The organism is Pseudomonas sp. PHC1, assembly GCF_046487845.1.
In the GTDB taxonomy this organism is placed as follows: Bacteria; Pseudomonadota; Gammaproteobacteria; order Pseudomonadales; family Pseudomonadaceae; genus Aquipseudomonas; species Aquipseudomonas sputi.
The window spans coordinates 56,945-80,259 of the sequence record NZ_JBJXHJ010000015.1 but is presented as its reverse complement, the minus strand read 5'-3'; the positions used below and the strand labels follow the sequence as shown (position 1 = coordinate 80,259).

Below are 23,315 nucleotides of genomic sequence, written 5' to 3'. Positions count from 1 at the left end.
CTTAGAAGTCCGCGTCCCATTCCACCCTCATCACGCCTGCTTCCAGGTCGATTGCCAGCACGCATTGCTCCGTATAGGGCAACAACCGCTCGCGATCATCCAGGCTGCCAACGCAGGGCTTGACCACCAATACATCGTTCGCGCCGGTCTCCAACAGGTGATCAACCTTGCCGAACAATTGTTCGTCCTGGTTGATGACGCTCAGACCTTCCAACTGGTACCAGTAGTACTCGTCGGCAGTCAGGTCGGGCAAAAGGCTTCGCGGGATGCAAATCTCGTAACCGCTCAGAAGACGGGCTTCATCGCGATCGTCGAGGCCTTTGAGCTTGACAACCAGATCCTTTTGAGTGGATCGGCCGCTGACCAGCTCGACCTGTTTCACCACGCCTTCGCGCCGAAGCGTCCAGTTGCGATAGCCCAACAGGTTTTCAATCGGATCGGTAAAGGAAAAGACCTTCACCTCGCCGCGAACGCCGTGAACCGAAAAAATCTTGCCGACAACGATCAGGTCATCAGCTTTTTCTGGCGTCGCGCTCATACTGCTCAGGCTGCAGCCTTGGCAGATTCCTTCAGCAACTGAGCAACACGCTCAGAAGGCTGTGCACCAACGCTCAGCCAGTAGGCAACGCGCTCTTGGTTCACGGACAGACGGATTTCCTGACCACGGGCAACAGGGTTGAAGAAGCCAACCTGTTCTTTGTGGGAACCGTCACGCGGGTTGCGGGAGTCGGTTACGGTCAGGTGGTAAAACGGGCGCTTTTTGGAGCCGCCAAGGGCAAGACGGATTGTTAGCATGTGAACATCGTTCCTGTAGTCGGTGCTGCAAATCTAAATGCACAGCGGGCATGGGTGCCCGAAAGGCCGCATATTCTAAGGAATATCCGGACTTTTGCAAATGACTTTTTCCGGCGCCTGTGGCAGGCCGTGCAGATTTGCGATAGAGCCGTCGATGAAAACGGCCGGTCAGCTCCCGCCGAGTGCGGGTTTGCTGTTGATCCCGCTTCCTTGCGGGGTCTGCGCCGGTGCGACGACCGGCGCGGATTCTTTACATTTTCGGCATGCCGCCGCCGGGCAACATTCCGCCCATGCCGCGCATCATTTTCGCCATTCCGCCCTTGGCGGAGAATTTCTTCATCATTTTCTGCATCTGCTTGTGCTGCTTGATCAAGCGACCGATGTCCTGCACCTGGGTGCCGGAACCCATGGCGATCCGGCGTTTGCGCGAACCGCTGATCAGCTCAGGGTCGCGGCGCTCGGCCGGGGTCATGGAGTTGATGATGGCTTCCATCTGTTTGAACTGCTTCTCTGCGGCGTTCTGGGCGTTACCCATTTGCGAGAGATTGACGCCGCCGATGCTCGGCAGTTTGTCCATGAGCCCGCCAAGGCCGCCCATGTTCTTCATTTGTTGCAGCTGATCGCGGAAGTCTTCGAGGTCGAAGCCCTTGCCCTTCTTCAGCTTCTTGGCCAGTTTGTCGGCCTTTTCCTTGTCGAGGGTCGCTTCAGCCTGTTCGATCAGGCTGAGCACGTCGCCCATGCCGAGGATCCGCGAAGCAATCCGCTCGGGGTGGAACGGATCGAGCGCTTCGCTCTTCTCGCCCATACCGATGAACTTGATCGGCTTGCCGGTGATCGCGCGAACGGACAGCGCGGCACCACCACGGGCATCACCGTCGACCTTGGTCAGGATCACGCCGGTCAGCGGCAGCGCATCACCGAAGGCCTTGGCCGTATTGGCCGCGTCCTGACCGGTCATGGCGTCGACCACGAACAGGGTTTCGACCGGGTTGATCGCGGCGTGCAGCGCCTTGATCTCGCCCATCATCTCTTCGTCGATGTGCAGACGACCGGCGGTGTCGACGATGACCACGTCGATGAATTTCAGTTTGGCTTCTTTAATAGCCGCGTTGGCGATGTCGACCGGCTTCTGGCTCAGGTCGGACGGGAAGAACGTCACGCCAATGTCGTTGGCCAGGGTTTCCAGCTGCTTGATCGCCGCCGGACGGTAGATGTCCGCCGACACGACCATGACCGACTTCTTCTTGCGCTCTTTAAGGAAGCGCGCGAGTTTGCCGGCGGTGGTGGTTTTACCGGCACCCTGCAGACCGGCCATCAAAATGACGGCGGGCGGCACGGCGCTCAGGTTCAAATCTTCGTTGGCCGCACCCATCAGGCTTTCGAGTTCGGCCTGAACGATCTTCACGAACGCCTGACCCGGGGTCAGGCTGCGCGACACCTCGGTGCCGACAGCGCGTTCCCTGACCGAATTGACGAAGTCCTTGACCACCGGCAGGGCGACGTCGGCTTCGAGCAACGCCATGCGCACTTCGCGCAGGGTATCTTTGATGTTGTCCTCGGTCAGCTTCGCCTTGCCGGTGACATGGCGCAGCGTCTGCGAGAGACGGTCGGTTAAGTTTTCAAACATTGCGCGATCCTTTCAGGCCCTGTGTAGACCGGGATAATGGCGGCCCAGACCGGAATCAACATGTGCTCGGCGAGCCTGCGGCGTGGGCAGGTCGCGGATTATAGCGAAGACTGCAGCTGGCGGACACCTCGCTGTCAGCTTGCCGGTCTTTCGTGCAACGGCGGTTCTATGCCAAACTCAGCCCCTTTCGGGCTTGCCTAACAGGATTTATGCTCCCCTTGTCACCGAGTTTGCTGACCACCCTCGCCGCCGCCCTTCTCTACGCCGCTGCGACCCTCTATCAGGGCACCCGCCTGGCCACTGGCGCCAAGGCCAACAAGCGCCTGCTGGTCTCGCTCGGCGTCCTCGCCGTGCTGGCCCACAGTGCCAGCCTGCTCACCCATTTATTGACGCCGATCGGCCTGGGCCTGGACTTCTTCAGCGCCTCAAGCCTGATTGCTGCGGCCGTCATCGCCCTGACCCTGCTGGCCTGCTCGCGGATCCCGGTGGAAAACCTGCTGGTGCTGTTGTTCCCGCTGGGTGCGATCACAGTGCTGCTGGCGCAGTTCGCACCGACCGGCACGGTGCAGGTCATCGATGAAGAACCGGGCATTCTCGCGCACATCCTGCTGTCGATCCTCGCCTACGGCATGTTCACCATCGCGGTGTTCCAGGCCTTGTTGCTGCTGGTGCAGGATCACCAGCTCAAGCACAAGCATCCGTCCGGACTGATCAAGAACTTCCCGCCACTGCAAACCATGGAAAGCCTGCTGTTCGGTTTCCTCTGGGCCGGCTGGACGCTGCTGTCGCTGTCGCTGATCTCCGGCTGGCTGTTCGTCGAGAACCTGTTTGCCCAGCACCTGGTGCATAAAACCCTGTTGGCCTGCCTGGCCTGGATCGTGTTCAGCGTCCTGCTGTGGGGGCGTAACCGCCTTGGCTGGCGCGGCCACAAGGCAATCCGCTGGACCCTCGCCGGTTTCTGCCTGCTGATGCTCGCGTATTTCGGCAGCAAACTGGTTCGTGAATACATCCTGCACATCTGACGGGCGGCATAAATGGACGGTTTGCCCATAGGGCCGATGCTCGCGGTATTTGTCCTGCTGATTCTCTGGTCTGGGCTGTTTACCGCCGTCGAAGCGGCGCAACAGCACCTGCTGGCGCAACGCACCGCATCCCGCGCCAGCGACAAGCCCCTGGCGAAACTCAGCTTCTCGCTCGACAGCCTGATCCTCTGCAATACCCTGTGCCGCGCCCTCGCCGTCATTCTGGCCACGCTGCTGGCAATCTTTCTCTGTGAAGAAAACGGCCCCTGGGCGGCTTGCCTCGGCGCCGGCGTCCTGCTGCTGGTTTTTGCCGACTATTTCCCCCGCGCCCTCGCCCAGCGGTATCCGGATGCGGTGTTGTCGTTCGGCAATACGCTGCTGGCCGTACCGCTGAAGGTCGTTTACCCGTTTGCCTGGCTGCTCAGCCGCGTCAGTGGATTACTGATGCGACCGTTCATCCGCAAGGCCCAGGTGGTGCAACAGAGCGAAGACGATATGCCGGCGGAGCGTCATGACGACCCGGAGCATCCGGTGCGCCCGCATCCGGTTTCAGGCATCCATGCGCTGGACAACATCACGGTCAACGACATTCTGGTGCCACGCAGCGATGTCGACGGCATCAACCTCGACGATCCGATCGAAGAAATCACCGAACAATTGCGCAAGAACCGGCGCACTCGCCTGCCGGTGTTCCACAGCGATATCAATCAGGTCGAAGCGGTGCTCAATACCCGGCAGATTCGTCACCTGCTCGACAACGGCAGCCTGACCCGCGAAGCGCTGCTGGCGGCCAGTTACGAGCCGTATTTCGTCCCTGAAAGCACCCCGCTGCAACTGCAACTGCTGAACTTCCACAAGCAGCAGCGGCGTCTGGGCATGGTGGTGGACGAATATGGCGAGGTGCTGGGGATCGTCACCCTGGAAGACATTCTCGAAGAAATCGTCGGCGAATTCGAAAGCGAGCACAGCCTCGACAACCCGCACATCCACCCGCAAGCCGATGGCCGGATGGTGATCGATGGCGCGGCGTCGATCCGCGAACTGAACAAATGCCTGGGCTGGCACCTGCCCAGCGACGGCCCCCGGACCCTCAATGGCCTGGTGACCGAAGCGCTGGAAACCATCCCGGAAAGCGCGGTCTGCCTGAAGATCGGCCGCTATCGGCTGGAGATTCTCGAAACCGAAGAGAACCGGGTGAGCAAGGTCCTGATCTGGCACACCTCCTTGGCCCCGGCACTGGCCGCTGCCCGCTAGAAAGCCCCTTGTTCAATCGTTAGCCACCTTCCTATAATCGCGGAGCTTACCCAAGCCCCGCCGAACTGCGTGCTTACCCTGCACCCGACTGGTTCCGGCCGGTTCATCGGCAATATCCGCATCACACCGACGACTGTTCCTACCTGAAGCAGCGATCGCGCCTCATCCCACATCCCTGGGTGTTCGACCATAATAATTCGCTCCAACGGAGCTCATGACTGTCAGGGATCACCGCATGACGACCAGTACCGCTTACAGCGACACCACGCCTGCCCAACCGACCAACTCCGCCACCCGCGTGGCCACGGCGAGCTTCATCGGCACGGCCATCGAGTTCTACGATTTCTACGTTTATGCCACCGCCGCTGCGCTGGTGATCGGGCCGGTATTTTTCCCGCAGACCTCCGGCACGGCGCAGATGCTCTCGGCATTCCTGACCTTCGGTATCGCCTTCCTCGCCCGACCGTTGGGCTCGGCGCTGTTTGGCCACTTCGGCGACCGGATCGGGCGCAAATCGACGCTGGTGGCTTCGCTGCTGCTGATGGGGGTCTGCACCACACTGATTGGCGTGCTGCCGGGCTATGACAGCATCGGGGCGTGGGCGCCGATCCTGCTCTGCGTGCTGCGCTTCGGCCAGGGTCTGGGATTGGGTGGCGAATGGGGTGGCGCGGCGCTGCTGGCGACCGAAAACGCCCCGAAAGGCAAACGGGCGTGGTTCGGCATGTTCCCGCAACTTGGCCCGTCGATTGGCTTTCTGGCCGCCAACGGTCTGTTCCTGACTTTGGCCATGAGCCTGAGCGACGATCAATTCCGCAGCTGGGGCTGGCGGATTCCGTTCCTGCTCAGTGCGGTGCTGGTGATGGTCGGCTTGTATGTGCGTCTCAAGCTTCACGAGACCCCGGTGTTCGCCAACGCCATCGCCCGCCAGGAGCGGGTGAAAGTGCCGCTGGTCGAGCTGTTCAGCCAATACTGGGCACCGACGCTGCTGGGCGCCGCCGCCATGGTGGTGTGCTACGCGCTGTTTTACATCTCGACCGTGTTTTCCCTGAGCTATGGCGTATCCACACTGGGTTACAGCCGCGAGACTTTCCTCGGACTGCTGTGTTTCGCGGTGCTGTTCATGGCGGCCGCGACGCCGCTGTCGGCGTGGGCCAGTGACCGTTACGGACGCAAGCCGGTGCTGATCGTCGGCGGTGTGCTGGCGATTCTTTCCGGATTTCTGATGGAGCCGTTGCTGACACAGGGATCGACCTGGGGCGTAGCGCTCTTCCTGTGCATCGAACTGTTTCTGATGGGCGTGACATTCGCCCCGATGGGCGCTCTGCTGCCGGAACTGTTCCCGACACACGTGCGGTATACCGGCGCATCGGCAGCCTACAACCTCGGCGGGATTGTCGGGGCCTCGGCGGCGCCGTTCTTCGCGCAGAAACTGGTGGCGATGGGTGGTTTGAGTTACGTCGGCGGGTATGTGTCGGGGGCGGCGGTGCTCAGCTTGATCGCTGTGCTGTGCCTGAAGGAGACGCGCAATAACGATTTGAATCAGGTGTCGTAAGGGCCCTGATCGCTCCCGCATAGGCGGGAGCGATCAGATGGCGGGATTACAGCTCTACAACAACAGCCTGGGAAGCACGGGTCGCCTTGGCGCGAGCCGCTTCAATCGACTCGTCGCGGGCCAGTGCCACGCCCATGCGGCGCTGGCCGTTGACTTCAGGCTTGCCGAACAGACGCAGCGCGGTATCCGGTTCGCTCAGTGCAGCACCGAGGTTGGCGAAAGCAGTCTGGGTCGACTGGCCTTCCACCAGAATCACCGCCGAAGCCGATGGACCGAACTGGCGGATCAGCGGCACCGGCAATCCGAGGATGGCTCGGGCGTGCAGCGCGAACTGCGAAAGATCCTGGGAAATCAGCGTCACCAGACCGGTATCGTGCGGGCGAGGCGACACTTCGCTGAACCACACCTGATCGCCTTTGATGAACAGCTCGACACCGAACAGGCCACGACCGCCCAACGCTTCGGTCACCGCTTTGGCAACACGCTCGGATTCGGCCAGCGCCACCGGGCTCATGGCCTGTGGCTGCCAGGATTCCTGATAGTCGCCCTTCTCCTGACGGTGGCCGACCGGCGCACAGAAGGTAGTGCCGCCAACATGGCGCACGGTCAGCAGAGTGATCTCATAATCGAAATCGATGAAGCCTTCAATGATCACCCGACCTTTGCCGGCACGACCGCCCTCTTGGGCGTAGTCCCAGGCTTTCTGCACGTCATCGGCGCTGCGCAGCAGGCTCTGGCCTTTGCCCGACGAACTCATCACCGGTTTGACGACACACGGGAAGCCGAGGTCCTGAACAGCCTTGCTGTAGTCCTCGAAGGTGTCGGCGAAGTGATACGGCGAGGTCGGCAGGTCCAGCTCTTCGGCAGCCAGACGACGGATGCCTTCGCGGTTCATGGTCAGTTGAGCGGCGCGAGCGGTCGGGATCACGGTGAAGCCTTCGGCTTCCAGTTCGACCAGCGTGGCGGTGGCGATGGCTTCGATTTCCGGCACGATGAAGTGCGGCTTCTCGGCTTCGATCACGGCCCGCAGGGCGGCGCCATCTAGCATATTGATCACGTGGCTGCGATGGGCAACCTGCATGGCCGGCGCATTGGCGTAGCGATCAACGGCGATCACTTCAACGCCCAGGCGTTGCAGTTCGATCACCACTTCCTTGCCCAACTCACCACAGCCACACAGCAATACGCGGGTCGCGGTCGGCGACAATGGAGTTCCGATACGGGTCATCTCAGGTCCTCAAAGAAGCGGATCATCGAGGAAAGCAACGCCAGACGCGCTTTCCATGGGGAGAAAGCGCGGCATTTTACATGAACCTGAGGGTTTGGCTTCAGCCGGCGACAGCCTGTTTGCGTTCGCGCCAGGCCATGATCATCCAGACCGCAGTGACGCCGGCGAACTTCGAGGCCAGCGCAGTTATAAGCACCGGCGGCGTCAGCAGGTCGATCATGCCGAAGAAGATGAAGGTATCGAGGGGGATACTCAGCGCCGAACTGATCCACAACCGATCGCGCAACGGGCGCCTGGTGAGGGTGAACACCAGCCAGTCGATGCACTCGGAGACCGCGAACGCCGTGGCGCTGGCCAGCGCAATCGACGGATCTGACGTGACATAGGACAGCACCAGCGCCGCCAGCATCGCCACGATCGCGCCATGACCGAAACGGGTCTGCACCATGTCACGCAGCACGAACACCAGCCCGCCCCAGGCCGACCAGATGATGTCCAGGTGCGGCGCGGTGGAGAAGGCGAAGTTGATCAGCACGACGCTGCTGATGTAAGCGATGAGGAAAATCATGGGCGTGACCTGTCAATTTGGCGCACAGGTTACTTCAGCCCTTCGATGACGCCAATCAAATCGGCTATTGCCCTGGCGTTTTGCCGATCATCCAGACCAGGCCACTGGCTTTCGCCCGCTCATGACACAGGCCTAGCACAACCCGGCGTTCATCATTGGTCATGCGGCTCCAGCGAGTGATCTCCTCGACCGTGCGCTGGCAACCGGTGCAAATGTCGTCTTCATCCAGCGCGCAAATGCTCACACACGGCGAGGCGACGGGTCTTTCGGGGGCTGTCATTCTTCCTGCTCGATCAGATCGCGCGCATAGCGCTGGGCGTTATGCACATAGTGCGCGGCACTGGCTTCGAGCATTTTCTTCTGCGGCTCGGTCAGTTCACGCACCACCTTGCCCGGCGAGCCCATCACCAGCGAACCGTCAGGAATTTCCTTGCCTTCGCCGATCAGCGAATTGGCGCCGATGATGCAGTTCTTGCCGATCTTTGCGCCGTTGAGGATGACCGCGTTGATGCCGATCAGGCTGTAGTCGCCGACCGTGCAGCCGTGGAGCATGGCGTTGTGGCCGATGGTCACGCCGGTGCCAATGGTCAGCGGATAGCCCATGTCGGTGTGCATCACCGTGCCGTCCTGCACATTGCTGTTCTTGCCGATCAGGATCAATTCGTTGTCGCCGCGCAACACGGCGTTGAACCAGACGTTGGCGCCCTCCTCCAGTCTGACCTTGCCCACCAGCACAGCGTTGGGGGCGACCCAGCTCTGCGGATGGGTTTCGACACGGGCGTCGCCCAGGCGGTATTTCATCTTGATTTCCTCAGGGCTCACGATGGCTGGCCATTCGAGCGATGGCTTCAGGTACTGATAAAGCTTTTCGGCGGCTCATGAAGGCTGATTTTGGCGTCATAGAGCAGGTTGATCAACTCGACGATCATGATCGCCGTCAGCCCCCAGATCTTGTATTCGCCGTAACGATAGCTCGGCACGTACCAACTGCGACCCTGATAGTCGATGCGATGGGTGTGTTCGCGCGGATCCTTGCGGAAGAACTCCAGCGGCACACTGAACACCGCAGCGATCTCGGCATCATTGGCCTGGTATTCGACAAAATCGGGAATCACCCCGACATACGGCGTGACCTTGATGCCATGCAGGGAAATCAGCGGACTGAGCGGGCCGATCACTTCGACCAGTCCCGGCGGCAGGCCGATTTCCTCTTCGGCTTCGCGCAGGGCGGTAAACACCAGGTCCGGGTCTTCCGGATCCCGTCGTCCACCGGGGAAGGCGACTTCGCCGCCGTGGGTCGAGAGCCCGCTGGCGCGCAGGGTAAGGACAAGTTCGGGTTCGTCACTGCGAGTAATCGGCACCAGGACAGCGGCCTCGGGGAAACGCGTGTCGGTCTCCAGCGTACGCGGCGTGTGATTGCTTACCCGGTGCAGTAGCTCGTCCAGCATAAGTGTTCTCGATCGGTGCCTTGCCCTGCATCATGCACCAATCATTGCGACCGCCCAAGCCCCCGAACGGGGGACATGTCGCGAAACGACAACTTGCCGACCGACACCGCTGCACGCCAAGATAGGCGCAGCATTCAGGAACCCCAGCATGAAATTTTGCAGCCAGTGCGGCAACCCGGTGACCCAGCGCATTCCCGAAGGCGACTCGCGGCTGCGATTCGTCTGCGACAGCTGTCAGACGATTCACTACCAGAACCCCAATATCGTGGCCGGTTGTATACCGACCTGGGGCACCAAGGTCCTGCTGTGTCGCCGCGCCATCGAGCCACGCCTGGGCTACTGGACACTGCCTGCCGGCTTCATGGAGAACGGCGAGACCATCGAACAGGCCGCTATCCGCGAAACCGCCGAAGAAGCCTGCGCCCGGGTGCGCAATCTGAGCATCTACACCCTGATCGACGTACCGCACATCAGTCAGGTGCATGTGTTTTTCCGCGCCGAGCTGGCGGATCTGGACTTTGCCGCTGGCCCCGAGAGCCTGGAAGTGCAATTGTTCGACGAAGCGGACATTCCCTGGGACGAGCTGGCTTTTCGCACGGTGGGCCGTACTCTGGAATGCTTCTTTGCTGACCGGCGCGTCGAGGTCTATCCGGTTCGCTCCGAATCGATCCCGCCACTGGCTCAACCGGCCATCACTTGATTTCGACGGCGACCGGCCGATAACCGGCTAACGCAGCCCGCGACAGCGCCTGCACACTATCTATAAATAAAGTATCTGCTTCATTGCTGGGGAACGTTTCAATGCGCTGGTTGCTTGCCCTGTTTTGCCTGTCGTTCGTCACCGTTTCCCAAGCGTCATTCGTGACCACCGTGACACCTTCGAACACCCCGTTCATCGAAAAAGTACTGGTGCTCAAATCGGCTCATCAACTGCAGTTGATCGCCGACGGCAAGCCACTCAAGAGCTACCGTATTTCCTTGGGCAAAGGCGCGAAAAAGGGCCCGAAACTGATTGAAGGCGACAAACGTACACCGGAAGGTTTCTATTGGATCGACTGGCGCAAGACCAGTGAAAAATTCAACCTGTCGATGCACATCTCCTACCCGAACATCAGCGACTCTGCCCGTGCCCGCCGTGAAGGCGTCGAGCCGGGCGGGATGATCATGATTCACGGCACGCCGGACTCCGAGGAAACGCCCGAACAACTGTTTCACACCCTGGACTGGACCGACGGCTGCATCGCCATGCGCAACGTCGACATGCGCGAAGTCTGGAACCTGGTGCCGGATGGCACGATGATCGAAATCCGCCCTTGATTCAGTAACAAGGCTACACGCTCTACGGGGCCACAAAGTGGCCCTTTTTCTCGACCATTGGTCGCCCGCCACAAATAAATTCAAATAAATCGCAACCTGCGGCACTTGTTCAACGGTGATACCACTTTCACCCGGAAGAACTGCCGCAGACTGCGATTTTTTGCTTTGCCGAGCCCACCTCTAATACCACTTAGAACCACCCGCCCCCAAACACCCAAACCCAAAGGACTACAGGCTTTTCCACTGCGTTGACATGGTATTCAAGTGGTATTAGTTTTCGCCGAAACAGCGAGCGAAAACAATCCAATATCAGCTCCGGAAGTGCCCTGCATGAACGATCTCCACGCCCTGCGCCCTGACGACTCCCAGCCGACGCCGCTGTACCTGCAACTGGCGCGCAACCTGGAGGCGGCGATCCATGCCGGCCAGTGGAAAGCCGAACAGGCGATGCCATCGGAGCGCAACCTCAGCGAACTGCTGGGGATTTCCCGGGTGACCGCGCGCAAGGCGCTGGAAGTCCTGCTCGATCAAGGCTTGATCCGCCGCCTGCAAGGTTCCGGCACCTTCATCACCCCACGCCTGGAACAACCGCTGTCGCGCCTGTCGGGCTTCAGCGAAATGCTGCGCCTCAAGGGCTTTGTGCCCAGCTCGCAATGGCTGGAGCGGGAAATCACCCTGCCCACCCACGAAGAACTGATCCGCCTCGGCCTGTCGCCGAACGACAAGGTTGCGCGCATGAAGCGCCTGCGCAAGGCCGACGACACCGTGATGGCCATCGAGATGAGCACCCTGCCCGCCTCGATCATGCCCAAGCCGCAAGTGGTGGGCGATTCCCTCTACGAACACCTCGACAGCATCGGCAAACCGATCGTGCGCGCCTTGCAGCACATCCAGGCGATCAACGCTTCGGACGAGTTCGCCGCACTGGTCGGCATCGCCCCCGGCACCGCGATGCTGCTGATGACCCGGGTCGGCTACCTGGAAGACAACACGCCGATCGAAGTCACCGACACCTATTGCCGCAACGACTACTACGACTTTGTTGCAGAGCTTCGCCGCTGATCAGCAGCCAGGCCAAACGAGAGAAGCGAAATGTCCGAAGACAACATCCTCACCGCTGACGGCTGGGTTCGCGGCCGGCTGATCCACGAACACGGCAGAGTCGTGTCGATCGAAGGTGTGCCTTGCGATCCGGCAACCAATGATCTGCCTTATCTGCTGCCGGGTTTCATCGACCTGCACGTCCACGGCGGTGGCGGCAAGGACATCATGGAAGGCGCCAGCGCCTTCGAGACCATCACCAAAACCCATGTGCGCTTCGGCACCACCTCGCTGCTCGCCACCACCATGACCGCGCCGAGTGCCGAGATTGCCAGCGTGCTCAAGGATGTAGGCGAGTTCTGCGAACAGCGTCCGAGAGGTTCCGCCCGGGTCCTCGGCGTGCACCTCGAAGGCCCGTACATCAATCCCGGCAAACTCGGCGCCCAGCCAAACTTCGCCCACACCGCGTTGATGGCCGAGGTCGAAGCCTATCTGGCACTGGCTCCGATCCGGGTGATCACCATCGCCCCGGAAATCGCCGGCCATGACGGTTTGATTCGTGAGCTGAGCCGCCGTGGCATCCGCATGCAGATCGGCCATACCCTCGGCAGTTACGAGGAAGGTGTCGCCGCCCTCGAAGCCGGCGCCACCAGCTTCACCCATTTGTACAACGCCATGAGCCCGCTGCATCACCGCGAGCCGGGCATCGTCGGCGCCGCACTCGCCCACGCCAGATTCGCCGAGCTGATCCCGGACTTGCTGCACGTGCACCCCGGCGCGATCCGCGTGGCCCTGCGCTCGATTCCGTGCCTGTACTGCGTCACCGATTCCACCGCCGCCGCCGGCATGCCCGACGGTGAGTACAAGCTCGGCAGCCACACCGTCACCAAATGCCTGGGCGGCGTGCGGCTGGCGGACGGCACCCTGGCCGGCAGCACCCTGACCATGGATCAGGCCCTGCGCAATCTGGTGAAGATCGGCCTGCCGGTCGCCGAGGCCTCGCAACGTCTTTCGCAATTCCCCGCCGACTACCTCGGCATCACCGAACGCGGGCGCCTTGCACCTGGCGCCTGGGCCGACTGCGTGCGGCTGGATCGCTCACTCACACTGACCGCCGTCATGGTCGAAGGAGAAGACATTGACTTCAAAAATGCTTGAGGAGGCGCTGTCCTCGTTCGAGGCCGTGCAAGCCCAACTGCAACAACTCGACCCTTCAATGATCGAGATCGCCGGGCGTCTGCGCCGTCAGCCGCCGCAAGTGGCAATGACCGTCGCCCGTGGCAGCTCCGATCATGCGGCGAGCTACTTCGCCTACCTGACCATGCAGCAACTGGGGATTCCGGTGGCGTCGTTGCCGATGTCCGTGGTGACCATGCAACAGGCGCCTTTGAAGGTCAGCGGTCAGGTCGCGTTCGCGTTTTCCCAGTCGGGCCAGAGCCCGGATCTGGTCAACAGCCTGCGCCTGCTGCGCAAGCGCGGCGCCTTGAGCGTGTCGATGGTCAACGCCGCCGATTCGCCGCTGGAAGCTGCCTGTGAATTCAGCCTGCCGTTGCTGGCCGGCACCGAAAGCAGCGTCGCCGCAACCAAGAGTTTCATCGCCACCCTCAGCGCCAGCGCCCGCCTGATCGCCCACTGGAAAGAAGACGCCGAATTGCTGGAGGCGCACAACGCCCTGCCCGAAGGTCTGCGCGAAGCTGCGCAACAGGACTGGAGCCTGGCCATCGACGCCCTGCGTGATTGCGAGCGCTTGATGGTGATCGGCCGTGGCGCCGGTTTCGCCATCGCCCAGGAAGCCGCACTGAAATTCAAGGAAACCTCGGCGATCCAGGCCGAAGCTTTCAGCAGCGCCGAAGTCCGTCACGGTCCGATGGCCCTGATCGACGAGCACTACCCGTTGCTGGTGTTCGCCCCGCGCGGTGCCGAGCAGGCCGGCCTGCTGAGCCTGGCGGCCGAGATGCGTCAACGCGGCGCCCGCGTGCTGCTGGCCGCGCCGGATGACGTGAGCGAACGCGACCTGACCCTCAGCCGTGCCGAGCACCCGGCCCTCGATCCGATCCTGGCGATCCAGAGTTTCTACGTGATGGCGGCCGGTCTGGCCGTGGCCCGTGGCATGGACCCGGATCAGCCGCGACACCTGAGCAAAGTCACCCGTACGCACTGAATCCGAACCGAACGTTTTCCTGATGAGACCGAGCCATGCACAACAACAATAAAGAGCTGACTTTAAGCGCCCCGCTCAGCGGCCCGGTGCTCACGCTTGCCAAAGTCCCGGACGCGGTGTTCGCCAGCGGCGCGATGGGCGACGGCATTGCCATCGATCCGCTGAACGACACCCTGTATTCGCCCTGCGCCGGCGTGGTGATCCACGTCGCCCGCACCGGCCATGCACTGACCGTACGCGCCGACAACGGCGCCGAGCTGTTGCTGCACCTGGGCCTGGACACGGTGGAGTTGCAGGGCGAAGGCTTCTCGATGCTGGTCAAGGAAGGCGCGCGGGTCAGCCATGGCCAGCCGCTGCTGCGCTATGACCTGGACAAGGTCGGCCGCCAGTGCAAAAGCCTGGTCAGCCTGCTGATCCTGACCAACAGCCAGGATTTCCAGGCGCGCCCCATCACCCTGAAAACGGTGAAGGTCGGCGAGCCGCTGCTGCACATCATCGCTCGTCACAGCACAGCGGCGAATGCAGAAGAACTCGGCGGCACGGAAGTGCTCGGTAACGTGCAGGTCGCCCATCGCGGCGGTCTGCATGCGCGCCCGGCGGCGTTGATCCGTCAGACGGCGCAAGGGTTCAAGAGCCATTCGCAGCTGCATTTCGCCGGCAAGTCGGCGCCGTGCAACAGCCTCATCGGTTTGATGGGCCTGGCGATTGGCGAACAGGACGAAGTACAAGTCAGTTGCCAGGGCCCGGACGCACAGGCTGCGCTGCAAGCCTTGCTCGCCGCCCTGGCCACCGCCCTGCCCGAAGACCATCACGCCGCCGCACCGGTTGCTGCCGCCCCACGCAATCGCCCGGCCGAGGCTGGCGTGTTGCACGGTGTGTGCGCCGCGCCGGGTCTGGTCGGTGGGCCGCTGTTTCGCTTGAACGCGATCAGTCTGCCGGCGGACGCTGGCGATCATCAGCCCGAGCAGCAATTGCAGATTCTCGACACGGCGCTGAATCAGGTTCGCAGCGAAATCGCCGGCACCCTCGCCCAGGCGAAAAAACAGCGCAATACCGACGAAGAAGCCATCTTCGCCGCGCACCTGGCCCTGCTGGAAGACCCGGCCCTGCTCGACACCGCGCAGCAATCGATCGAAACCGGCACGGCGGCGACCCACGCCTGGAGTCAGTCCATCGACGCGCAATGCCAAGTGCTGCAAAACACCGGTAGCCCGCTGCTGGCCGAGCGCGCCAATGATCTTCGTGACCTCAAGCAGCGAGTGCTGCGCGCCCTGCTCGGCGAAGCCTGGCACTACGACGTGCCGGCCGGCGCCATCGTCGCCGCCCACGAACTGACACCCTCGGACCTGCTGCAACTGAGCGCCCAAGGTGTCGCCGGTTTGTGCATGGCCGAAGGGGGCGCGACGTCCCACGTAGCGATTCTGGCCCGGGGCAAAGGCTTGCCGTGCATGGTCGCATTGGGCGCGGCGCTGCTCGATCAAGCGCCAGGCCTGTCGGTGGTCCTCGACGCCGACGGCGGTCGCCTCGAGCTGACGCCGAATGCCGAGCGCCTGGCCGAAGTCCGGCAGGCGCAGATCGACCGCCAACAACGGCGCGACGCCCAGCAAGCCCAGGCCCACCTGCCGGCCGAAACCCGCAACGGCGTGGCCATCGAAGTGGTCGCCAACGTCGCCTCCAGCCATGAAGCGGCCGATGCGTTTGCCAATGGCGCCGACGGCGTCGGCCTGTTGCGCACCGAGTTTCTGTTCGTCGATCGCCAGACTGCGCCGGACGTCGAAGAGCAACGAGCTGCCTATCAAGCCGTGATCGATGCCATGGGCGACAAGTCAGTGATCATCCGCACCATCGACGTCGGCGGCGACAAACAACTCGATTACCTGCCGCTGCCGGTCGAGGCCAACCCGGTGCTCGGCCTGCGCGGCATTCGCCTGGCCCAGGCCCGCCCGGAAATCCTCGATCAGCAACTGCGCGCACTGCTGCAGGTCAGCCCGCTGCAGCGCTGCCGGATCCTGCTGCCGATGGTCACCGAAGTCGACGAACTGCTGTCCATCCGCCAAAGGGTCGATGCCCTGTGCCTGGAACTGGGCGTCAATCAACGACCGGAAATCGGCGTGATGATCGAAGTCCCGGCCGCCGCCCTGCAAGCCGAGCAACTGGCCGAACACGCGGACTTTCTGTCCATCGGCACCAACGACCTTTCGCAATACACCCTGGCCATGGATCGCGACCACGCCGGCCTTGCCGCACGGGTCGATGCCTTGCACCCGGCGTTGCTGCGCCTGATCGCCATGACTTGCGAAGGTGCAGCAGTGCATAAACGTTGGGTCGGCGTGTGCGGTGCCCTGGCGTCCGATCCGCTGGCGACGCCGGTGTTGATCGGCCTGGGCGTGACCGAACTGTCGGTGAGCCCGGTGCAGATCGGCGAAATCAAGGATCGCGTGCGCCAACTGCACGAAGCCGAATGCCAACGCCTCGCCCGGGATCTGCTCAAGCTGAGCAGCGCCGCGGCGGTGCGTCATGCCTGTCATCAACATTGGCCACTGCGCTAACAAAAACAACAAGGACAAACGCCATGTACCAACTCTTCATCGAAGGCCTGCAACGCCTCGGCCGCGCGCTGATGCTGCCGATCGCGATCCTGCCGATCGCCGGCCTGCTGCTGCGCCTGGGCGACACCGACCTGCTGAACATCGCGATCATCCACGACGCCGGCCAGGTGATCTTCGCCAACCTGGCGATGATCTTCGCCATCGGCATCGCGGTCGGTTTCGCCCGGGACAACAACGGCACCGCCGGCCTCGCCGGGGTGATCGGTTACCTGGTGATGATCTCCACACTGAAGGTGCTCGATGCCGGCATCAACATGGGCATGCTCGCCGGGATCGTCAGCGGCCTGATGGCCGGCGCGCTGTACAACCGCTTCAAGGACATCAAGCTGCCGGACTACCTGGCGTTCTTCGGCGGCCGGCGCTTCGTCCCCATCGTCACCGGTTTCAGCGCGGTTGGCCTGGGCGTGCTGTTCGGCTACATCTGGCCGCCGATCCAGCACGGCATCAACAGCTTCGGCACCCTGCTGATGGAAAGCGGCAGCTTCGGTGCCTTCGTCTTTGGGGTGTTCAATCGCTTGTTGATCGTCACCGGCCTGCACCACATCCTCAACAACATGGCGTGGTTCGTGTTCGGCAACTTCACCGACCCGACCACCGGCGCACTGGTCACCGGTGACCTTTCACGCTACTTCGCCGGCGACCCGAAGGGCGGCCAGTTCATGACCGGCATGTTCCCGGTGATGATCTTCGGCCTCCCCGCCGCTTGCCTGGCGATGTACCGCAACGCCCTGCCGGAGCGGCGCAAAGTCATGGGCGGGATTTTCCTGTCGATGGCCTTGACCGCGTTCCTCACCGGCGTCACCGAACCCATCGAGTTCGCCTTCATGTTCCTCGCACCGCTGCTGTTCCTGCTGCATGCGCTGCTGACCGGCCTGTCGATGGCAATCACCAACGCCTTGAACATCCATCTGGGCTTCACCTTCTCCGGCGGTTTCATCGACATGGTGCTGGGTTGGGGACGCTCGACCAATGGCTGGCGGGTGGTGCCGGTGGGCCTGGCGTATGCCGTCATCTACTACGCGGTGTTCGATTTCTGCATCCGCCGCTTCAACCTGAAAACCCCGGGGCGCGAAGACGTGGCCGCTGCCGAGAGATCCGTGCTGACAGAAAACGAGCGCGCCGCTGCGTACATCAAAGCCTTGGGAGGTGCCGAGAATCTGGTCACCGTCGGCGCGTGCACCACGCGCCTGCGACTGGAAATGGTCGATCGCAACAAAGCCTCCGATGCCGATTTGAAAGCACTGGGTGCAATGGCCGTGGTACGTCCGGGCAAGGGCGGCAGTTTGCAGGTGGTCGTCGGGCCGATGGCCGACAGCATTGCCGACGAAATCCGCCTGGCGATGCCCGCATTGGGCCGAACCGTAGTGGCTGCTCCTGCCGACGTCGTCGAAACCAGCGAGCCCATCGCAGTCGCCACTCCGCTGGCACAGCAATGGCTGACTGCAGTGGGCGGCAGCGACAATGTGCTGCAACTGGACTGCATCGCGATGAGCCGGATCCGCCTGCAACTGGCCGATGGCAAAGCGCTGTCGGAAAGCCGATTGAAAGAACTTGGATGTCTGGGTGTGAGCGCACTGGAAGACGGCGTGTGGCACTTGCTGGTGGGCGAACGGGCGCAGAGCTTGAGTGCGGCGCTTGAGGGGTTGGTCAATCGGAGTGAGGTGAGTGCCAAGGTTTAGGGCGACCTCTGAATCGATGGGTGGGGGGATTCGATGCATCTTTGTACGGTCGCAGAAGTCCCCTCACCCTAACCCTCTCCCGGAGGGAGAGGAGACTGACCGCGTTGTTTGGGAGAGGTGCGCCGACGTGAAAAACCGAGGTGAACTCGGGTTTGAAACACATGCAACTCGACTCGTGCTTCCTCTGCCTCCTTTGCTTCCTCCCCTTCTTCTGCTCCTGCTCCTGCTTCAACTTCCGCTTCTGCTTTCGCTCCCCACCACTCAACACGATGAGCGTTAGCTCGAGTAAAGCTTTTGACGTGCCGGCCCCATCGGAAGGCTGAGTGGAGGGATTCATCCGGGGGTGGGAGCGCAGCGACCGTGCGGCGCAGCCGCATGCATCGAGAGGAGGTGCAGCGAAGCAAACCGTAGGCGATGCCCCCGGATGAATCCCGGAACGAAGGAACACCGAGCCACAGCGAGGTGCCGAACGCCGGGGCCCAGCGTTTTTGGTTACTTTTTTGGCGTTTGAAAAAAGTGACTCGCCGTAAGGGCGAAACCATAAGAAGCCGTTACCGCAGCAACGGATATTCACTCAATCCCAAACCCAAACCCAAAAAACCAAAAAACCCGCTGAAATCACTCTCAGCGGGCTTTCCATTTCAGCAGCCAAGGAAGATCAAAAATCCTCCAACCGCCACACTTCATAAGCCGGCGTCTCGTAGGGATGGCTCAACTTAAGAGCCGCCACTACCGCGCGAATCAACTCATCGCCAACAACAAGCTCAACCTTCCACTCCTCGACCCGCTCAACCCGCCCCGCCTCACCAATGAACGGCTGACTACCGTCCAAAGGCCGAAACTGACCAGATCCAAGCACCTGCCACGCACAGTGGTCATAGTCACCGATCCGCCCGCCACCGGCAGCGAATACAGCCTCCTTGACCACCTCGACATGGCTGTCGGGAACAAAAAACGCGAGCTTGTACACAGCGCTTAGTTCACCCACACACGAGCGTTACGGAACATACGCATCCAAGGCGCGTCTTCGTTCCAGTCTTCCGAACGCCAAGAGTTCTGCACGGCACGGAACACACGTTCCGGGTGCGGCATCATGATCGTTACACGACCGTCGCGGCTGGTGAGGCCGGTGATCCCGCGCGGCGAGCCGTTCGGGTTGGCCGGGTAGGCTTCGGTGACCTTGCCGTGGTTGTCGACGAAGCGCATTGCCACGCAACCGGACAGATCGGCTTCGAGCAGTGCCTCTTCGCTTTCGAATTCGGCATGGCCTTCACCGTGAGCGATGGCGATCGGCATGCGCGAACCGGCCATGCCCTGCAGGAAGATCGAGTTCGATTCCTGGATCTGCACCATCGCCACGCGCGCTTCGAACTGCTCGGAGCGGTTGCGCACGAAGTGCGGCCAGAATTCGCTGCCCGGGATCAACTCGTGCAGGTTGGACATCATCTGGCAACCGTTGCACACGCCGAGGGTGAAGCTGTCGTTACGCTCGAAGAAACCCTGGAACGCATCGCGGGCACGGCTGTTGAACAGCGCAGACTTGGCCCAGCCTTCACCGGCGCCGAGAACGTCGCCGTAGGAGAAACCACCGCAGGCCACCAGACCTTTGAACTCGTTCAAGTCGACACGGCCGGCCAGAATGTCGCTCATGTGCACATCGATCGCATTGAAACCGGCGCGGTCGAAGGCCGCCGCCATTTCCACCTGACCGTTGACGCCCTGCTCACGCAGTACCGCAACCTGAGGGCGGATGCCTTTCTTGATGTAAGGCGCAGCGATGTCCTGGTTGACGTCGTAGCTCAGCTTGACGCTCAGGCCTGGATTGTCTTCTTCCAGCAGCGCATCGAACTCTTGCTCGGCGCAGTCAGCGTTGTCGCGCAGACGCTGGATCTGGTAGCTGGTCTCGGCCCACTGACGTTGCAGCAGACGACGCTGGCCTTCGAACACGGTGTCACCGTTGAAGGTGATGTTGATCTGGCCATTGTTGATCGGCTGACCGATCACCGACACGCAGTCGCCCAGACCGGCAGCGCTGAACTGCGCGAGGATGTCCGGGGTGGCGTCCTGGCGAACCTGGATCACGGCCCCCAGTTCTTCGTTGAACAGGATCGCGGCGATTTCTGCCGAGGATTCAGCAACGCTGTCGAGGTTCAGGCTCAGGCCGCAGTGACCGGCGAAGGCCATTTCCACCACGGAGGTCAGCAGACCACCGTCGGAACGGTCGTGGTAAGCCAGCAGGTGGCCGTCGGCGTTGAGGCCCTGGATCACCGCGAAGAAGGCCTTCAGGTCCTCGGCGTCGTCGACGTCCGGCGCCTGCTTGCCGAGCTTGCCGTGAACCTGCGCGAGGATCGAGGCGCCCATGCGGTTCTGGCCGCGACCGAGGTCGATCAGGATCAGGTCGGTGGTGCCCTTGTCCATGCGCAGTTCCGGGGTCAGGGTCTGACGGATGTCAGCCACTGGCGCGAAACCGGTCACGATCAGGGACATCGGCGAGGTGACGGTCTTGTCTTCGCCGTTGTCGTTCCAGCGAGTGGCCATGGACATCGAGTCCTTGCCCACCGGAATGGTCAGGCCCAGCTCAGGGCACAGTTCCATGCCGACCGCTTTCACGGTGTCGTACAGACGCGCGTCTTCGCCCGGGTGGCCGGCAGCGGACATCCAGTTCGCCGACAGCTTGATGTCGGAGAGCTTGTTGATGCGCGAAGCGGCAATGTTGGTGATGGTTTCGCCGATGGCCATGCGGCCCGACGCCGGTGCGTCCAGCAGCGCCAGCGGAGTGCGCTCGCCCATCGCCATCGCTTCACCGGTGTAGACGTCGAAGCTGGTGGCGGTGACGGCCACGTCGGCCACCGGAACCTGCCATGGACCGACCATCTGGTCACGGGCCACGAGGCCGGTGATGGTGCGGTCGCCGATGGTGATCAGGAAGCTTTTGCTCGCCACGGCCGGGTGGTGCAGAACGCGTTCGATGCTTTCGCCGATGTCGAGGTTCGACGGATCGAAGTCATCGCCCAGCTCGGCTTCGCGAACCACCGAACGGTGCATGCGCGGCGCCTTGCCCAGCAACACTTCCAGTGGCATGTCCACGGGGTTGTTGCCGAAGTGGCTGTCGGTCACGGTCAGTTGTGGTTCGGCAGTAGCTTCACCGACAACGGCAAACGGGCAACGCTCACGTTCGCAGATCGCTTTGAAGCGCTCGAAGTCGGCCGGGCCGACTGCCAGAACGTAACGTTCCTGGGATTCGTTGGACCAGATTTCGTGCGGGGCCATGCCCGGCTCGTCGTTTGGAATGTTGCGCAGTTCGAAACGGCCACCGCGGTCGCCGTCGTTGACCAGTTCCGGGAAGGCGTTGGACAGACCGCCCGCACCCACGTCGTGGATGAAGCTGATCGGGTTCTTGTCGCCCAGTTGCCAGCAACGGTCGATGACTTCCTGGCAGCGACGCTCCATTTCAGGGTTTTCACGCTGAACGGAAGCGAAGTCCAGATCCGCCGAGCTGGTACCGGTGGCCATGGAGGAAGCAGCGCCGCCACCCAGACCGATCAGCATCGCCGGGCCGCCGAGGACGATCAGCTTGGAGCCGACCACGATCTCGCCTTTCTTGACGTGCTCTTCACGGATGTTGCCCATGCCGCCAGCGAGCATGATCGGCTTGTGGTAACCGCGAACTTCGTCACCGTGCGGGGTAGTGATCGATTGTTCGAAGGTACGGAAGTAGCCAGTCAGGGCCGGACGACCGAATTCGTTGTTGAACGCGGCGCCGCCCAGCGGGCCTTCGATCATGATGTCCAGCGCGTTGACGATCCGCTCAGGCTTGCCGTACGGCACTTCCCACGGCTGTTCGAAGCCCGGGATCTGCAGGTTCGACACGGTGAAACCGGTCAGGCCGGCTTTCGGCTTGGCGCCACGACCGGTTGCGCCTTCGTCGCGGATCTCGCCACCGGAACCGGTGGACGCGCCCGGGAATGGAGCGATCGCGGTCGGGTGGTTGTGGGTTTCAACCTTCATCAGGATGTGCACCGGCTCCTGCACCGCGCCGTACTGGCGGGTTTCCGGATCCGGGAAGAAGCGGCCGGCGACGTTGCCGACGATCACCGAAGCGTTGTCCTTATAAGCGGACAGCACGCCTTCGCTGTGCATCTGATAGGTGTTCTTGATCATGCCGAACAGGCTTTTTTCCTGGCTCTCGCCATCAATATCCCAACTGGCGTTGAAGATCTTGTGGCGGCAGTGCTCGGAGTTGGCCTGGGCGAACATCATCAGTTCGATGTCGTGCGGGTTGCGCTTGAGACCGTTGAAGGCGTTGACCAGGTAGTCGATCTCGTCTTCGGCCAGGGCCAGGCCCAGTTCGACGTTGGCCTTTTCCAGTGCGGCGCGACCACCGCCGAGGATGTCGATGGCGGTCAGCGGCTTCGGTTCGGCGTGGCTGAACAGACCGGCGGCCTGCTCGAGGTTGGCCAGAACGATCTGAGTCATGCGGTCATGCAGTACGTCTGCAATCTGCTGCGCTTCGGTTTCGCTGAACTGACCGGCCACGTAGAACGCGATGCCGCGCTCCAGGCGCTGGATCTTGCTCAGGCCGCAGTTGCGGGCGATGTCGCTGGCCTTGCTCGACCATGGCGAGATGGTGCCGAAACGCGGCAACACCAGGAACAGACGACCGGTCGGCTCTTGAACCGGAACACTTGGACCGTACTTCAGAAGGCGCGCAAGCACCTGCTGTTCGTCGCCGGTCAGGACGCCGGTGACTTCGGCGAAGTGAGCGAATTCAGCATACAAGCCACTGACAGCCGGAACCTTCTGGCTCAGTTGCTCAAGGAGTTTGCTGTGGCGAAAGGCAGAAAGGGCAGGAGCGCCGCGCAGGATCAACATCTTCGGGACAGCCTCGGGAAGGGGTGTGCTTTGAGGCCGTGCATTCTAGCCTAAACCGCCCTCAACATCACCCGAAACGCTACGCACGGTTGCACCCGGATGTCGAGTGGTGTTCCTGCCTTGAGGGTCAATTTTATGAGGT

General features: G+C 62.0%; 20 protein-coding genes. 10 read left to right on the top strand and 10 right to left on the bottom strand.

The features are described 5' to 3' along the window. Position 1 precedes the first annotated feature (1 nt). The 3 genes from rimM to ffh all read right to left on the bottom strand — a co-directional run bounded on the left by rimM (position 2) and on the right by ffh (position 2,422). Complete coding sequence (gene rimM / locus ACKJSM_RS18760) at positions 2–538, bottom strand: ribosome maturation factor RimM (protein WP_011332613.1); 537 nt, start codon at positions 536–538, stop codon at positions 2–4. 5 nt (positions 539–543) lie between these two features. Further along, positions 544–795 (bottom strand): 30S ribosomal protein S16, encoded by a 252-nt coding sequence (gene rpsP / locus ACKJSM_RS18755; RefSeq protein ID WP_003185073.1) that lies wholly within the window; start codon positions 793–795, stop codon positions 544–546. Positions 796–1,045: 250 nt separating this feature from the next. Next, entirely contained in the window at positions 1,046–2,422 is a 1,377-nt protein-coding gene (gene ffh, locus ACKJSM_RS18750) for a signal recognition particle protein (RefSeq protein WP_236178268.1), read from the bottom strand. 209 nt (positions 2,423–2,631) lie between these two features. Here ffh and ACKJSM_RS18745 point away from each other — a divergent pair, with 209 nt between their 5' ends. The 3 genes from ACKJSM_RS18745 to ACKJSM_RS18735 all read left to right on the top strand — a co-directional run bounded on the left by ACKJSM_RS18745 (position 2,632) and on the right by ACKJSM_RS18735 (position 6,250). Continuing rightward, the gene (locus ACKJSM_RS18745) at positions 2,632–3,444 is read left to right on the top strand and encodes an inner membrane protein YpjD (protein ID WP_007954625.1); all 813 of its coding nucleotides are present in this window, start codon (positions 2,632–2,634) and stop codon (positions 3,442–3,444) included. 12 nt (positions 3,445–3,456) lie between these two features. Then, positions 3,457–4,698 carry a transporter associated domain-containing protein gene (locus tag ACKJSM_RS18740; RefSeq protein ID WP_410238527.1) on the top strand — a complete coding sequence of 414 codons (1,242 nt, stop codon included), beginning with the start codon at positions 3,457–3,459 and terminating at the stop codon, positions 4,696–4,698. 235 nt (positions 4,699–4,933) lie between these two features. Beyond that, on the top strand, positions 4,934–6,250 hold the full coding sequence (locus ACKJSM_RS18735; RefSeq protein ID WP_339485682.1) for an MFS transporter: 1,317 nt from the start codon (positions 4,934–4,936) through the stop codon (positions 6,248–6,250). Between the two features lie 46 nt (positions 6,251–6,296). Here the strand turns inward: ACKJSM_RS18735 and purT are convergent, their stop codons facing one another. The 5 genes from purT to ACKJSM_RS18710 form a co-directional block, all read right to left on the bottom strand. Beyond that, a complete protein-coding gene (gene purT, locus ACKJSM_RS18730) occupies positions 6,297–7,478 on the bottom strand; it encodes a formate-dependent phosphoribosylglycinamide formyltransferase (RefSeq protein WP_039769540.1) in 1,182 nt (393 codons plus the stop codon). A 100-nt stretch (positions 7,479–7,578) separates the two neighbouring features. Next, the gene (locus ACKJSM_RS18725) at positions 7,579–8,046 is read right to left on the bottom strand and encodes a preQ0 transporter (RefSeq protein WP_410238526.1); all 468 of its coding nucleotides are present in this window, start codon (positions 8,044–8,046) and stop codon (positions 7,579–7,581) included. Positions 8,047–8,110: 64 nt separating this feature from the next. Next, on the bottom strand, positions 8,111–8,326 hold the full coding sequence (locus ACKJSM_RS18720) for a DUF1289 domain-containing protein (protein ID WP_236178263.1): 216 nt from the start codon (positions 8,324–8,326) through the stop codon (positions 8,111–8,113). Further along, positions 8,323–8,847 (bottom strand): gamma carbonic anhydrase family protein, encoded by a 525-nt coding sequence (locus ACKJSM_RS18715; RefSeq protein ID WP_236178262.1) that lies wholly within the window; start codon positions 8,845–8,847, stop codon positions 8,323–8,325. The genes ACKJSM_RS18720 and ACKJSM_RS18715 overlap by 4 nt, the downstream gene beginning before the upstream one ends. 47 nt (positions 8,848–8,894) lie before the next feature. Then, positions 8,895–9,494 carry a CoA pyrophosphatase gene (locus ACKJSM_RS18710; RefSeq protein ID WP_236178261.1) on the bottom strand — a complete coding sequence of 200 codons (600 nt, stop codon included), beginning with the start codon at positions 9,492–9,494 and terminating at the stop codon, positions 8,895–8,897. A gap of 148 nt (positions 9,495–9,642) precedes the next feature. Here ACKJSM_RS18710 and ACKJSM_RS18705 point away from each other — a divergent pair, with 148 nt between their 5' ends. The 7 genes from ACKJSM_RS18705 (at position 9,643) to nagE (ending at position 18,301) form a co-directional block, all read left to right on the top strand. After that, positions 9,643–10,194: an NUDIX hydrolase gene (locus ACKJSM_RS18705; RefSeq protein WP_410238525.1), complete on the top strand. Its 552-nt coding sequence runs from the start codon at positions 9,643–9,645 to the stop codon at positions 10,192–10,194. Positions 10,195–10,295: 101 nt separating this feature from the next. Further along, on the top strand, positions 10,296–10,811 hold the full coding sequence (locus ACKJSM_RS18700) for a murein L,D-transpeptidase family protein (RefSeq protein WP_339485690.1): 516 nt from the start codon (positions 10,296–10,298) through the stop codon (positions 10,809–10,811). Positions 10,812–11,141: 330 nt separating this feature from the next. Then, positions 11,142–11,873, top strand: a complete 732-nt coding sequence (locus ACKJSM_RS18695; protein ID WP_039769530.1) for a GntR family transcriptional regulator — start codon at positions 11,142–11,144, stop codon at positions 11,871–11,873. Between the two features lie 30 nt (positions 11,874–11,903). Beyond that, a complete protein-coding gene (nagA, locus tag ACKJSM_RS18690) occupies positions 11,904–13,010 on the top strand; it encodes an N-acetylglucosamine-6-phosphate deacetylase (protein ID WP_236178258.1) in 1,107 nt (368 codons plus the stop codon). Beyond that, on the top strand, positions 12,991–14,013 hold the full coding sequence (locus tag ACKJSM_RS18685) for an SIS domain-containing protein (RefSeq protein ID WP_236178257.1): 1,023 nt from the start codon (positions 12,991–12,993) through the stop codon (positions 14,011–14,013). Before nagA ends, ACKJSM_RS18685 begins: the two co-directional genes overlap by 20 nt. 35 nt (positions 14,014–14,048) lie before the next feature. After that, positions 14,049–16,562, top strand: coding sequence for a phosphoenolpyruvate--protein phosphotransferase (ptsP, locus tag ACKJSM_RS18680; RefSeq protein ID WP_410238524.1), 2,514 nt, complete (start codon positions 14,049–14,051; stop codon positions 16,560–16,562). A gap of 23 nt (positions 16,563–16,585) precedes the next feature. Then, a complete protein-coding gene (nagE, locus tag ACKJSM_RS18675) occupies positions 16,586–18,301 on the top strand; it encodes an N-acetylglucosamine-specific PTS transporter subunit IIBC (protein WP_410238523.1) in 1,716 nt (571 codons plus the stop codon). Positions 18,302–18,959: 658 nt separating this feature from the next. Here the strand turns inward: nagE and ACKJSM_RS18670 are convergent. Both ACKJSM_RS18670 and purL read right to left on the bottom strand, forming a co-directional pair. Then, positions 18,960–19,271, bottom strand: coding sequence for a YqfO family protein (locus ACKJSM_RS18670; RefSeq protein ID WP_236178254.1), 312 nt, complete (start codon positions 19,269–19,271; stop codon positions 18,960–18,962). A gap of 5 nt (positions 19,272–19,276) precedes the next feature. Further along, a complete protein-coding gene (purL, locus tag ACKJSM_RS18665; protein WP_339485701.1) occupies positions 19,277–23,173 on the bottom strand; it encodes a phosphoribosylformylglycinamidine synthase in 3,897 nt (1,298 codons plus the stop codon). Between the last annotated feature and the right edge of the window lie 142 nt (positions 23,174–23,315).

Bases quoted from the DNA above. Each gene is read 5' to 3' on its own strand.
- rimM (WP_011332613.1), bottom strand. From the start codon at position 538: ATGAGCGCGACGCCAGAAAAAGCTGATGACCTGATCGTTGTCGGCAAG.
- rpsP (WP_003185073.1), bottom strand. From the start codon at position 795: ATGCTAACAATCCGTCTTGCCCTTGGCGGCTCCAAAAAGCGCCCGTTT.
- ffh (WP_236178268.1), bottom strand. From the start codon at position 2,422: ATGTTTGAAAACTTAACCGACCGTCTCTCGCAGACGCTGCGCCATGTC.
- ACKJSM_RS18745 (WP_007954625.1), top strand. From the start codon at position 2,632: ATGCTCCCCTTGTCACCGAGTTTGCTGACCACCCTCGCCGCCGCCCTT.
- ACKJSM_RS18740 (WP_410238527.1), top strand. From the start codon at position 3,457: ATGGACGGTTTGCCCATAGGGCCGATGCTCGCGGTATTTGTCCTGCTG.
- ACKJSM_RS18735 (WP_339485682.1), top strand. From the start codon at position 4,934: ATGACGACCAGTACCGCTTACAGCGACACCACGCCTGCCCAACCGACC.
- purT (WP_039769540.1), bottom strand. From the start codon at position 7,478: ATGACCCGTATCGGAACTCCATTGTCGCCGACCGCGACCCGCGTATTG.
- ACKJSM_RS18725 (WP_410238526.1), bottom strand. From the start codon at position 8,046: ATGATTTTCCTCATCGCTTACATCAGCAGCGTCGTGCTGATCAACTTC.
- ACKJSM_RS18720 (WP_236178263.1), bottom strand. From the start codon at position 8,326: ATGACAGCCCCCGAAAGACCCGTCGCCTCGCCGTGTGTGAGCATTTGC.
- ACKJSM_RS18715 (WP_236178262.1), bottom strand. From the start codon at position 8,847: ATGAAATACCGCCTGGGCGACGCCCGTGTCGAAACCCATCCGCAGAGC.
- ACKJSM_RS18710 (WP_236178261.1), bottom strand. From the start codon at position 9,494: ATGCTGGACGAGCTACTGCACCGGGTAAGCAATCACACGCCGCGTACG.
- ACKJSM_RS18705 (WP_410238525.1), top strand. From the start codon at position 9,643: ATGAAATTTTGCAGCCAGTGCGGCAACCCGGTGACCCAGCGCATTCCC.
- ACKJSM_RS18700 (WP_339485690.1), top strand. From the start codon at position 10,296: ATGCGCTGGTTGCTTGCCCTGTTTTGCCTGTCGTTCGTCACCGTTTCC.
- ACKJSM_RS18695 (WP_039769530.1), top strand. From the start codon at position 11,142: ATGAACGATCTCCACGCCCTGCGCCCTGACGACTCCCAGCCGACGCCG.
- nagA (WP_236178258.1), top strand. From the start codon at position 11,904: ATGTCCGAAGACAACATCCTCACCGCTGACGGCTGGGTTCGCGGCCGG.
- ptsP (WP_410238524.1), top strand. From the start codon at position 14,049: ATGCACAACAACAATAAAGAGCTGACTTTAAGCGCCCCGCTCAGCGGC.
- nagE (WP_410238523.1), top strand. From the start codon at position 16,586: ATGTACCAACTCTTCATCGAAGGCCTGCAACGCCTCGGCCGCGCGCTG.
- purL (WP_339485701.1), bottom strand. From the start codon at position 23,173: ATGTTGATCCTGCGCGGCGCTCCTGCCCTTTCTGCCTTTCGCCACAGC.